This window comes from Streptomyces sp. NPDC043726, assembly GCF_056436565.1.
In genome coordinates, this window is record NZ_JBWKCI010000002.1 from 574,336 (window position 1) to 586,313 (window position 11,978).

At 69.3% G+C, this 11,978-nt stretch carries 11 protein-coding genes; 2 read left to right on the plus strand and 9 right to left on the minus strand.

The annotated features are described in order from the left end of the window. Nucleotides 1–61 precede the first annotated feature (61 nt). The 5 genes from AC068Z_RS07335 to AC068Z_RS07355 form a co-directional block, all read right to left on the minus strand. Complete coding sequence (locus AC068Z_RS07335) at nucleotides 62–328, minus strand: DUF4235 domain-containing protein (protein WP_478553180.1); 267 nt, start codon at nucleotides 326–328, stop codon at nucleotides 62–64. After that, nucleotides 325–795 carry a DUF3618 domain-containing protein gene (locus tag AC068Z_RS07340; protein ID WP_478553182.1) on the minus strand — a complete coding sequence of 157 codons (471 nt, stop codon included), beginning with the start codon at nucleotides 793–795 and terminating at the stop codon, nucleotides 325–327. Before AC068Z_RS07340 ends, AC068Z_RS07335 begins: the two co-directional genes overlap by 4 nt. Beyond that, nucleotides 792–1,211, minus strand: a complete 420-nt coding sequence (locus AC068Z_RS07345; RefSeq protein ID WP_478553184.1) for a phage holin family protein — start codon at nucleotides 1,209–1,211, stop codon at nucleotides 792–794. The genes AC068Z_RS07340 and AC068Z_RS07345 overlap by 4 nt, the downstream gene beginning before the upstream one ends. Before the next feature lie 172 nt (nucleotides 1,212–1,383). Then, nucleotides 1,384–2,520: a YihY/virulence factor BrkB family protein gene (locus AC068Z_RS07350; protein WP_478553186.1), complete on the minus strand. Its 1,137-nt coding sequence runs from the start codon at nucleotides 2,518–2,520 to the stop codon at nucleotides 1,384–1,386. Nucleotides 2,521–2,629: 109 nt separating this feature from the next. Next, complete coding sequence (locus tag AC068Z_RS07355) at nucleotides 2,630–3,469, minus strand: GntR family transcriptional regulator (RefSeq protein WP_478553188.1); 840 nt, start codon at nucleotides 3,467–3,469, stop codon at nucleotides 2,630–2,632. Between the two features lie 347 nt (nucleotides 3,470–3,816). On the opposite strand from AC068Z_RS07355, the gene AC068Z_RS07360 reads away from it, so the two are divergent. Together AC068Z_RS07360 and AC068Z_RS07365 are read left to right on the plus strand one after the other, a co-directional pair. Then, nucleotides 3,817–5,331: a beta-N-acetylhexosaminidase gene (locus AC068Z_RS07360; RefSeq protein WP_478553190.1), complete on the plus strand. Its 1,515-nt coding sequence runs from the start codon at nucleotides 3,817–3,819 to the stop codon at nucleotides 5,329–5,331. 59 nt (nucleotides 5,332–5,390) lie between these two features. Next, nucleotides 5,391–6,803: a cellulose binding domain-containing protein gene (locus AC068Z_RS07365; protein WP_478553192.1), complete on the plus strand. Its 1,413-nt coding sequence runs from the start codon at nucleotides 5,391–5,393 to the stop codon at nucleotides 6,801–6,803. Between the two features lie 50 nt (nucleotides 6,804–6,853). Here AC068Z_RS07365 and AC068Z_RS07370 read toward each other — a convergent pair whose 3' ends face one another. The 4 genes from AC068Z_RS07370 to AC068Z_RS07385 form a co-directional block, all read right to left on the minus strand. Further along, the gene (locus AC068Z_RS07370; protein ID WP_478553194.1) at nucleotides 6,854–7,729 is read right to left on the minus strand and encodes a geranyl diphosphate 2-C-methyltransferase; all 876 of its coding nucleotides are present in this window, start codon (nucleotides 7,727–7,729) and stop codon (nucleotides 6,854–6,856) included. A gap of 17 nt (nucleotides 7,730–7,746) precedes the next feature. Continuing rightward, the gene (locus tag AC068Z_RS07375; protein WP_478553196.1) at nucleotides 7,747–9,105 is read right to left on the minus strand and encodes a family 2 encapsulin nanocompartment cargo protein terpene cyclase; all 1,359 of its coding nucleotides are present in this window, start codon (nucleotides 9,103–9,105) and stop codon (nucleotides 7,747–7,749) included. An 81-nt stretch (nucleotides 9,106–9,186) separates the two neighbouring features. Continuing rightward, nucleotides 9,187–10,602 (minus strand): family 2B encapsulin nanocompartment shell protein, encoded by a 1,416-nt coding sequence (locus tag AC068Z_RS07380; protein ID WP_478553198.1) that lies wholly within the window; start codon nucleotides 10,600–10,602, stop codon nucleotides 9,187–9,189. Between the two features lie 495 nt (nucleotides 10,603–11,097). Continuing rightward, on the minus strand, nucleotides 11,098–11,973 hold the full coding sequence (locus AC068Z_RS07385; protein WP_478553200.1) for an NlpC/P60 family protein: 876 nt from the start codon (nucleotides 11,971–11,973) through the stop codon (nucleotides 11,098–11,100). Nucleotides 11,974–11,978: the final 5 nt, after the last annotated feature.

The window sequence follows — 11,978 nt, forward strand, 5'->3', positions numbered from 1 at the left end:
CCCCGGGTGGTGCCGACGCCGTCTTTGGAGCCGGGCGCTCGTCCGACTCGGACTCCCCGGATCAGCCCGGCCAGGTACCGGTCAGGCGGCGGGTCGCGGCGGCGCCGCCGCGGTCGACGGCGGCCTTGACCCCGGCGAAGATCGCGCCCTGAAGGACGGCTGCCGCCAGGACCTCGCCCCAGGCGCGCTCCTCGTCGGTGGCGTCGGGGGCGTCCTCGTCGTGACCGAGCTTCTTCCAGACCTGCTTGAACACCCCGCCGGCCACCACACCGCTGACGGCTCCCAGAGCCAGACCGACCGGCTTGTAGACGACCTTCGAGCCCTTCATCGCCGCCTCCTGGCACGCCGTATGAACAGCAGCGCGACGAGCGCCCCGGCCGCGGCCAGCAGCGGTGTGCGGTTGTCCCGTGCCATGCGCATGCCCTGGTCGGCCTTCTCGCGCACTGGCTCAGGGGCCTTCTCCCGGGCCAGCTCGCCCAGGTGCACGGCCTTGTCGTGGACCTGGCCGGTGGCCGCGACGGCCTTGGCACGCACCGGTTCCGGAGTCTTGTCCTGCACCAGATGGGCGGCCTGCGCCGCCTTGTCCCGCACCTGAGCCCTGACCTGGGTGGTCTTCTCGGCGACCTGGTGCTTGGCGGTTGTCGTCTTCTCGCGGGCGCGGGTCTTCACATCGGTCTTGGCCGCGAGGGCCTCGACGGTCTCCCCGAGCTCCTCGCGGGTCGCCTCCACCTGCTTGCGCAGGTCCTCCGGGGTGGGTGCTGCCTCATCGCCCGTGTGCGGCTTGTCCTGGCTCATCGCTGTGCCTTCTCCTTGATCTCGGCCACATCGGCCTTGACGCTGTCCATGGTCCGCTCCGGCGTCGGCGGGGTGGCCTTGCCGATCTGTTGCTTGCCCAGGGCAGCCATCAGGGCAGTGACGGCGGCCAGGACTCCGGTGACGATCAGTGCCGCCACCCACACGTCCATCGCCAGGGACAGTGCGGCGATCACGGTGGCCACCAGGGCCTGCAGGGTGAGGACACCCACCAGGCCGGCGCCACCGAACAGGCCACCGCCCTTGCCGAACCTCTTGCCCTTCTCGGTCATCTCCGCCTGCGCGAGGCGCATCTCGTCGCGTACCAGCTGCGACAGCTGCTGCGAGGCACGCTGGACCAGTTCGCCCACCGGTTCCTGTGCGGTGCCGCTGGTGCGGGGGGAGCCGTCTGCTGTCATGGGTGCTCACCTGTCCTTCGTCGGCGCTGCCGGATGCGTGGTGGCGTTCTTGGTGTGCGCCAATGATTGTCGTGTGGGTTCCGGCCGAGCAGCGATTCCCCTTCCGCGCCGACCGGGGGCCCGAGTACCCACGTAGCGAGGCGTAACCGCTCGTCAGACCCGGGCCCTGGTGTCACTGCCGTCGCGCAGACCCGTCGTCGTCCCCATGACCAGCAGGTCCGCCGGCCGGAGCTTCCTCTGATCTTGAGACGTCAGGCCCTAGACGGCGCCGATCCTCCTCGTCCCACTTCTGTGTGTCACGCGGCTCGACGTAGGGCTCCTCGTCGGGCGGATGACCGCCTGCCACGGAACGCTGCCGTGCCATCTCCGCGTCGAACTCCAAGCCGAGCAGGATCGCCAGATTGGTGATCCACAGCCAGACCAGGAAAATGATCACTCCGGCGAACGTGCCGTAGGTCTTGTTGTACGAGCCGAAGTTCGCCACGTAGAACGCGAACCCGGCCGATGCGATCAGCCAGACCACCAGCGCCAGGAAGCTGCCCGGCGTGACCCAGCGGAAGCCCCGGACCTTCGCGTTCGGCGTCGCCCAGTACAAGAGCGCGATCATGACCATGACCAGGAGGACAAGCACCGGCCACTTCGCGATCGACCAGACCGTCAGAGCCGTGTCACCGACGCCGAGCGCCGAGCCCGCCTGCTTGGCCAGGCTTCCGGTGAAGACGACGATCACGGCGGTGATCACGGCCAGGACCATCAGCACCACAGTGACGCCGACGCGCACCGGCAGTACCTTCCACACCGGGCGCCCCTCGGGGACGTCGTACACGGCGTTCGCGGTTCTGATGAACGCGGCGACATAGCCGGACGCCGCCCAGATCGCCAGGAGGAAGCCGACGATCGCCATGACCGAGCCGATCCCGGCCTTGCCCTGCATCTGCTGCACCGCGTTGCGTAGGACGTCCTGGGCCGCACCCGGGGCGAGCTTCTCGATGTTGTCCAGCACCTGCTGTGTCGCTGACTGCCCAACGACCCCGAGCAGCGAGATCAAGGCGAGCAGTGCCGGGAAGAGCGCCAGAATCGAGTAGTACGTCAGAGCGGCGGCCCGGTCGGTCAGCTCATCCTTCTTGAACTCTTTCATGGTGCCTTTCAGCACCGTCTTCCAGGAGCCCTTGGGCAGATCCGTCGGAGTGTCCGGCGCCCGCTGCTCCACCTGTTCATCCGGTCCGGCACGCGTCTCCTGGGCCTTGGCCTCCTGGTCGGCCACAGCGTGCCCGCCGTGCTGTCCGTGTCGTTTCGCAGTCCGTACCATGCCGCACGGGTATCCGGCCGAACCCCTCGATAATCACATTCCAGACATAACGGCTATTTTTTCTGGTCGCCGGGCGGCGGGGGATTTCTGGTCGCCGGGTGGTGGTGGATTATGGCGCCGACTGAATGTCGCCGCGCGTCGAGGAGGCGATGGTGTCGCGATGGGCGAAATCGCCCGGCGGGATTCCGGGGTGGTGGCCGAGCTGAGCCTGCGGCACGGTCGCCGGGGGGCCGAGGGTGAGCCGGGAGACGATGCGGTAGCGGTCGCCGCGGTAGATCGAGTGGACGTATTCGACGGGCCGGCCCGTGGTGTCCGACGTAAGCCGCTCGAAGAGCAGCGCCGGGGACAGCTCGGGCACGTCGAGAAGCTCGGCCTCGGCCCGGGTGACGACGGTCGGTTCGATCGCCTGGACGGCCTCATGGACGTGCACGCCGTGCTGGGTGCGCAAGTGCTCGTACAGGTCGCCGGTTTCCAGTTCCCGGGCGGACAGGGCAGGGACGAGGTCGGCCTTGATGTGCAGGTGCTCGATGGCCATCGGTGCGCCGTCGACCAGGCGCAGCCGGGCCACGTACACGATCTCGGCGGCGGGGGACAGGCGCAGCTTGCGGCCCACGCGGGCGCCTGCCGGGATGGTGGTGAACTCCAGCAGGCGGCTCGACCAGGTTCCGGACGCCTGAGGCACCGTCATGGTCTGCTGGCCGGAGACGAGTTCCTGGGTGATCTTCTCGGGTGCCACGAACATGCCGCGGCCGTGTTCCCGGACCAGAAGTCCTGCGGCGACGAGTTCGTCGACCGCCGCGCGCAGGGTCGGGCGGGAGACGTCCAGGCGGGCGCACAGGGAACGCTCGGAGGGGATCGCGTCTCCCGGGCGGAGTGACTCGACGAGGCCGAGGATGAAGTCGCGCACTCGCTCCCGCTTGAGCACCGCACCTGGTTCGTCGGCCTTCACGTTGCGTCCCCTCGTGCACGGATCCTCCAGCTGACCAGTTGACCACTGGTCCTCTGTGGCTGTCCTCCCGGTCAGGGGAGTGTATCCGTCGCCGATTGGTGATCGTCCAGAATCTGACTGGCCTGCACGGCAATTCCCCTAGGAGCACAGGGGGTTGACGACTCGATTGGTCTATGCCACCTTCATCCCCACGTCAAGAGGTGAGCTGACCAGTGACCTCACTGGTCAGGTAGTGATTCCCAGGAACCGTGAAGCTCCGCCTTGCTGGACGGTACGTCCGTGCTCGTGATGACGGTCGGGCCGAGTACCTGCGCCACCTCACACCCCACCCGTTCAGGAGACGACCCATGCCCGCACTCCTGCCGCGCCCTACCGAGGCGACGTTCCGGCCAGGCCACTTCACCCTCAACGTCGACACCGCGCTGCACACCGGCGAAGGCGCCGAACCGGCCGCCGAGTTGCTGCGCACCCTGCTCGCCCCCGCCACCGGACTGCCGCTACGCCCTTCCCCTGACGGCCAGTTCACCCTGACCCTCGACCCCGGCCGAGGCGACCTGGGCGGCGAGGGCTACACCCTCACCATCGACGAGCACGCCGTACTGCTGCGCGCCGCGCAACCCACCGGCCTGTTGCGCGGCATCCAGACGATCCGTCAGCTCCTGCCGTCCCAGGCCCTATCGCAGACCCCGCGGCCCGATGCCCGGTGGCAGCTGCCGTGCGCCGACATCACCGACGTCCCACGGCACTCCTGGCGCGGCGCGATGCTCGACGTCGCGCGTCACTTCCAGCCCGTCTCCTACCTGCGCCGGTACGTCGACCTGCTGGCCCTGCACAAGATCAGCGTGTTCCACCTGCATCTCACCGACGACCAGGGCTGGCGCATGCCCATCGCCGCCTACCCCAAGCTCACCGAGATCGGTGCCCACCGCGCCGAGTCCCAGATCGGCCCGGCAGGCAGCGGCACGTACGACGGCGTCCCGCACGGCGGCTCGTACACGCGGGCCGAACTCGACGGTCTGGTCCGGTACGCCGCCGCCCGCGGCGTCACCGTCGTGCCGGAGATCGAGATGCCCGGACACGTACGGGCCGCCCTCGCCGCCTACCCCCACCTGGGCAACCACCCCGAGCGCACCCTCGACGTCTGGACGCGCTGGGGCGTGTGCGACACCGTCCTCGGCGTCCACGACGAGGTCCTCGACTTCTGCCGCACGGTCCTGGACGAAGTGATGGATGTCTTCCCCTCGCCGTACATCCATGTCGGCGGCGAGGAGTGCCCCACCGCCGAGTGGACGCACAGTGCCGCCGCACGCGAACGAGCGGCGGCGGAGGGCCTGACGAACCCCGCGGCGCTGCACGGCTGGTTCCTCGGACGGATCGGCGACTTCCTCGTACGACACGGCCGCCGCCCGGTCGCCTGGGCCGAGACCGGCGCCGAACTGCCCCTCGACTTCACCGTGATGACCTGGCGCGACCCGGCCCACACCGTGACGGCCGCCCGTCGCGGCCACCCCGTCGTCAGCGCCTACCACCGGGCCACCTACCTCGACTACGCCCAGTCCGACAGCCCGCACGAGCCACCGGCCCAGCCCGGCGCCGTCGTCGATCTGCGTGCCGTCCAGGCCCACGACCCCCTGCCGGGCGACCACGACGCGGACGTGACCGGGCGGGTGCTCGGCACACAAGCCCAACTGTGGACCGAGTTCGTGTCGACACCGGACCACATCGAATACCTCACCTACCCACGACTGTGCGCCCTCGCCGACCGCGGCTGGGGCGGTGCGACCGACTGGGCCGACTTCCGGTCCCGTCTCGACGCACACACGGTCCGGCTCGACGCACTCGGCGTCCGCCACCACCCCTGACCGCGCACCACTCCCCGTCCCGTTCCGGGAAGCCCCCACCCTTCTGGAGAGGAACAAGGATGAGAATCACCAAGAACCGGCTCCGCGCAGCCGCCGTCAGCGCCGTCGCGGTGGCCCTGGGCGCCGCCGCGCTCCCTGCCACCGCGGACGCGGCCGCCGGCGAGCTGAGCGTCCAGTACCGCACGAGCGCCACCGGAGCCAGCGCCGACCAGGCCGAACCCTGGCTCAAGGTCAAGAACACCAGCGGCAGCAGCGTGCAGTTGAGCGGCGTCAAGGTCCGCTACTACTTCAAGGCCGACTCGGCGAGCGCGACGTACCGCTTCGCCTGTTCCTGGGCCGTCAAGGGCTGCGCCAACGTCACGGGCACCTTCGGCACCCTCGCCAACCCCACCGCCACCGCCGACCGTTACCTCGAGATCGGCTTCACCTCCGGCGCCGGTTCGCTAGCCCCGGGCGCCGACACCGGCGATATGCAGCTGCGCTTCTACCAGTCGACGTGGGCGCCGCTGAAGCAGAGCGACGACTACTCCTTCGGCGCGTCCCAGACGTCGTACGGCGACTGGTCCAAGGTCACCGCGCAGCTGGGCGGCAACGTCGTGTGGGGCACGGCCCCCGCGGGCAACGACCCAACTGACCCGACCGACCCGACCGATCCTCCGGGCGACGGTGCCACGCTGTTCGACGACTTCAACTACAGCAGCCACACCGACCCGAGGATCTCGGCGAACGGCTGGAGCGTCCGGTCCAACTCCGGTGGCCCCGGCGTTCCCGGTGCCGGCTGGGCTCCCGAGAACGTCACCTTCGTCAGCTCGGCCGGCAACTCGATCATGAACATGGAGACCTCGACGGCCGGCACCGCGTCGAGCACCGAGCACACCGAGGTCCTCACCCAGGCACGCAAGTTCAAGAACGGCACCTACGCGGCCCGGGTCAAGTTCAGCGACGCGCCCAAGTACGGCCCGGACGGTGACCGTCTCGTCCAGACGTTCTTCACCATCAACGACCTCACGGCACCCATGGCCGACGACTACGCCGAGTACGACTTCGAGTACCTGCCCAACGGCGGCTGGGGCGAGCCGTCGAACATCCTCTACACCACCTCTTGGGAGACCTACCAGGCCGAACCGTGGGTGGCGGTCAACCAGCACACCGAGAGCCGTCAGAGCTGGGCCGGCTGGCACGACCTGGTGGTGACCATCGACAACAGCAGCATCAAGTACTACGTCGACGGGCAGCTGTTCGGCACCCATGACGCCGCGTACCTGCCGGAGCGGCCGATGTCGATCAACTTCAACCAGTGGCTGATCGACCTCGCGGGCCAGACCAGCACCACGCCCCGGGCGTACGACCAGCAGGTCGACTACGTCCTGCACGTCAAGGACCAGGTCCTCACGCCGGCCCAGGTCGCCGCCAAGGTGGCGGCGTACCGCGGCGCGGGCACGACGTTCCAGGACACCGTCCCCGGCAGCTGAGACCGCACTGCGGTGCCTCGCGGGACCGGAGTCCCGCGAGGCACCGGCCCTCACACGCGGTCGGCTGCGATCAGGACGTACTGGAAGGAGCCGTCGCGGTAGGACTCGATGAAGGCCTCCTCGATCCCGGTGACCAGCGAGGACGTGGCCCGCAGCTCCCAGTAGGGCAGGGTCTCCTGGGTGAGGTCGACGATGGTGTGCGGCACGAGGCGGTTGTCGGCCATGGCGCGCAGATACTCGCGGCGGGAGTGGATGTTGCACTCGAAGTGCGCGTTGATCTGCGAGACCCACTTCGACGGCTGGCCGTAGCGGGGGTTCCAGCAGCCGGTGATCGTCACGTAGCGGCCCCCCACCCTCAGGAAGCGGGAGTGCTCGGCGAACAGGTCGTGCAGGTCGACGTACATGGTCGACTCGTTGTTCCAGGAGGCCGCGACGCTGCCCTTGTCGAAGGGTGTGTCGAGCATGTTGCACACGCGGGAGCGGACGTGGTCCTCGATGCGCAGCTCGCGTGCGCGCCGGTTGCCGAAGTCGGCCTGGGAGGCGGACAGGGTGACGCCCTCGACCTTGCAGCCGAAGCGGCGGTGCGCCATGACCATGGACCCGCCGCGCCCGCACCCGGCGTCGACGAGGGTGTCGTCGGGACCGATGTCGCCCAAGTGGTCCATGAGGAAGTCCGCTTGGGCCGACTCCAGCCGGTGCAGCTCGGCGATGAGCTTCTTCTCGTACTCGCTGTGGGCCGGGTCGCCGAGCGCCGCGTGGTCCACGGCGCCGATGCCGTAGTGGTGGTGGTAGAGCCCGTCCACGTCACCGAGGCGCAGGTTGACCGGCCGTGCCTCGGAGTTCCAGTAGCGGGCGATGTCCTCCTGGTAGGGCGTCGCCGGGGCCGGGATCTTCGCGGTGGTGGTGGAGGTGGCTTCAGTGGTCACAGAAATTCCGTTCCTTACTACCAGAAGTCGGGCAGGGTGTAGCGGTAGGTGTTGGTGCGGTGCCAGTCGTGGTTGCCGTCGACCCAGGCGGCCACGCCCTTGAGGAAGCGCAGCACGGTGGGCACCGGGCAGGCCTTCGCGAGGTCCGCCGCGGCGGTTTCGAAGGCGTGCTGGAGTTCGTTGTGGACCTCGACGGCCTTGAGATAGGCGTCGCGCTCCGATAGCTGCTCGCGTTCCGCGATCACCACCGGGAGGTTCAGGTGGACGCCCGGGCTGTCGAGTTCCTTGGTGTACGAGTAGAGGTCGTTGACGATGGTGGTCGCATTGCCGGCGAGGGCGATGACGCGTTGCATGTCCGGCCGCGCGTGCAGGTCCGCGGGCAGCTCATACCCGCCGACGGTGTCGGTGATGGTGGGACAGGGGCGGAAGTTGTTGAACTGGCGCATCGCCAGGTACTCCCACACCTCCGGCATGTACCCGGTCTCCGCCCAGGCGGCCTCCGCGAGGTAGCCCAGGTGCAGCCGGGCCATGTCGTGCCGGTACCGGTCGGCCTGGGAGGGTGTGGCCGCGCCGACGAAGTAGTCCATCGCGCTGCGGTACGCCCGGCGCGGGGCGTCCGAGGCGAGCGATGCCTGCCACTGCGGCGCGTACTCAGCGGTGATGTGACAGTGGTCGAGCGCGGTGTGTGCGAGGAGGAGGCGCCCGCCGAGACCGACGGGTGTGCCGCCGTGGTCCTCGCAGTAGCAGTCGTCCACCGCGTTCTCCGCGACCATCAGCCGCGTGGCGAGCATCAGGTGGTCGACGGTCGGGGCGTCGGGATGGCAGGCCACCATGTAACGGCCGACGGAGAAGCCGTCGAACTGCCCTTCCCACTCCTCGGGATAGAGCTGGACCTCGTCCTCGGCCCAGAGCTTGATCCGTCGGCTCACCTCCTCGACGCGCCCGGGGTCGGGTTCCGGGACGGGGTGGTAGTAGAGGCCGGGGACGGCTCGCCCCTCGGCGGACGGAGCGGGCGCCGGGGCCACCAGGTCCGTGAGCGGGGGTGTGTACCTTTCGGTCAAGGACAGCGAGGCCGTGCCCACTCCGGTCGGTCCGCTCAGAAGCCTGTGCAGGACGGATTCGTCCGGGGCCGAGGCGGGGGCGGAGGACGGGGCGTCCGGTACGGCGACAGACGTTTCCGGTACGGCAAGGGCGGGCGCCGGTGTCGGTGGCGGGGCGGGGATCGTGACCGTCGGATGCAGTGCTGCCAGGAAGTCAGGGGCGGTCGGCCTGGCCGGAAGGTCCGGGACCACAGGCGCGGGGGCGTCCGGTACGGCTGTGGGCGGCGTCGGCCGCTGCTCAGGGGCAGATGTTCCGAGGGGCCCGGAGGCGGGCATCGGCAACTCCTTGCTGCGGTGAGGTGTGAACTCCGTGGTGCGTGCGGCGTGTCAGGCGTGGACGCCTAGCCGATCAGGGCTTCAGCGCGGCCGGTGAGCGATCTGCACGTTCTCCAACACACCGAGGGCGTCCGGCAGGAGGACCGCGGCGGAGTAGTAGGTGCTGACGAGGTAGGAGATGATCGCCTGCTCGTTGATGCCCATGAACCGTACGGAGAGCCCTTCTTCGTACTCGTTCGGCAGGCCTGTCTGCCGCAGGCCGATGACGCCCTGGTTCTTCTCTCCGGTGCGCATCGCGATGATGGAGCTGGTCTGGTGCTTGCTGATCGGGATCTTGTTGCAGGGCAGGATGGGGACCCCGCGCCAGGCGGGCACGGACTGTCCGCCGAGGTCGACGTGGTCGGGGTAGAGGCCGCAGGCGTTGAGGCCCCGACCGATGGCGGCGATCGTCCTGGGGTGGGCGAGGAACATCTTGGTGCCGCGCCGGCGGCAGAGCAGGTCGTCCATGTCGTCCGGGGTCGGCGGGCCGGAGCGGGGCTGGATGCGCTGCTTGAAGTCGGCGTTGTGCAGCAGTCCGAAGTCGCGGTTGTTGATCAGCTCGTGTTCCTGACGCTCACGCAGGGCCTCTACGGTGAGCCTCAGTTGCTCCTCGCTCTGGTTCATCGGGCCGTTGTAGAGGTCGGCGACGCGGGTGTGGATGCGCAGAACGGTCTGCGCGACGGAGAGTTCGTACTCGCGGGGCTTCAGCTCGTAGTCGACGAAGGTGCCGGGCAGGTCGGCCTCGCCGACGTGGCCGGCCGACATGGCGATCTCGGCCTCGCCGTGTTTGTTCTGCCGGTGTCCCGCCCGGCACCGGAACGCGTCGACGTGGGCACGCAGGCGAGGCGCGGAAGCCTGCACGGCGGCGAAGTCCGCGCGAGAGAGGGTGAGGAGGATTCCGGAGGTCTCGGCGGTGACCGTGCTGTCGTGCCGGGTCTCGCCGTCCCACAGCGCGTTCTGACCGAAGTGCTCGCCGTCGGCGAGCACCGCGACGCCGACCTCTTGGCCGTACTTGCCCTGGGACGTCTGGCTGACCCGGCCGTGGGCGATAAGGTAGACCCGGTCGGCGGGGCTGCCGCGCTCGACGAGGACTTCGCCCGCCGTGAAGTCGCGCTGGGTGCAGCGCTCGGCCAGGGCGGTGAGGACGTCGTGGTCGTCGAATCCGCGCAGAAGGGCCAGTTCGCCGAGTTCCCGGGGGATCACCCGGGCCGTGGCGCCCTCCTGGACGAACTCGATGCGCCCGTCGCCGAGGGTGTGGCGCAGTCGGCGGTTGACCCGGTAGGTGCCGCCCGTGGCCTCGACCCAGGGCAGCATCCGCAGCAGCCAGCGGGAGGTGATCTCCTGCATCTGCGGGGCAGACTTGGTGGTGGTGGCGAGGTTGCGTGCGGCGGCGGTGCTGAGGGCCTGCTGTGGCGCGTCGGGTGTGGTCTGAGCTTCCGGGATGCTGTCGACAGACATCGGAGGGGCTTTCTCCTTGCGCGACGGTTCGTCCGGCTCACACGGGTGCGCCGACCGGGAGACGGGAGGAGTGGGCAACGAGCGGGACGGATCAGGAGATCCGTCCACGTCCAAGAAGCTATCCACGGAACTCGCCGCATCCACCAGCGAGACGAGATGCTTACTTCGAAGCAGTGACAATTGATCGGATGCGGTTTATCGGCCCGTATGCGTCATTGCGCCATTCTCGCGGGTGCCGCGACCTGTATGCGCAGTCCGTCCGGCAACGACCGGGCCGACGAGTGGGCCTTGGAATGCGGCCGAGGGATGGTTCACGACGCGTGGGCCCCATGGCTCCGACAGTGACGATCCAGGCCATTCCCCTGACGGCGCCGACGGACCAGCGGGTTTCGTGGCGGACTCAGCCCGCCGGGCCAACTCCGCGACCGGCAGCGGCTCGTGGAGGTGTGCCCCGCCGGAGGGGCGGGGCACATGCCGGTTCCAGGCCGAGAGGTGTCAGTTCCCGTACTGCAGCGGGCGGTAGGCCTTGTACTCGCTGCCCGCCGCGAGCCCGTACGTCACCGTGCGGTGGCTGGTGCCGTGCACGCTGCGCTGTTCGTATGCCGTGTAGGAGCGGTGGGCGGCGTCGTTCCACTTCTCGAAGATGACGACGTGCCGGGTGTTGCTGTTGCCGATGGCGTCGATGACGAGGTCACCGGGCTGCAGCTCGTTCATGGCGATGGGGCGGGTGTGCCGGCGGTCCGCCAGCCCCTGGGTGTTGGTGCCGGGTACGGGCAGGCCCAGCGCCATGGAGGCGTAGCCGGAGCAGTCCTGCCGGTAGCCGTCCCGCCAGTACTTGTCCTGGGCGTAGGGCACCGGGCGTCCGTTGTTCGCCGTGAGCCAGGTCGCGGCGCGCTGCAGGGTGCGCTGCCGGGAGCCGGGCTGAGGGTCGGGCTGCCCCGCCTGCACGGGGACGCCCGGCAGCCGGTCCTCGGGGATGTCCACCGCGACGACGGTGAGGAAGCCGTTGACCGGCTGGGTGATGTGGGCCATGAAGGTGGAGCAGGCACTGCCCTCGCAGACCCGGCGGCCGGTGTCGACCTGGTAGTCGGCCGTGATCCGGTCCTGTCCGGCGACGGTCTTGTTGATCATGCCCACGGAGGGCGAGTCGATGTCGGGAGTGGCATGGACGACCCAGCGTGTTCCCCAGGTGGGAAAGGACGCGGCGGCCCGCACGCCGGTGGCGCCGCTGTATGTCGGTGCCGCCGCAGCGGCGTGGTCGGGGACCGCGACACCGCCCGCGGCGAGGCAGGTCAGGGCGAGCACCGGCAGCAGCCGGCGCAGGGTGGCCGAACGCTGAGAGGCGCGGTGGGCGAAGGTGGGCATGGTCATGGTTG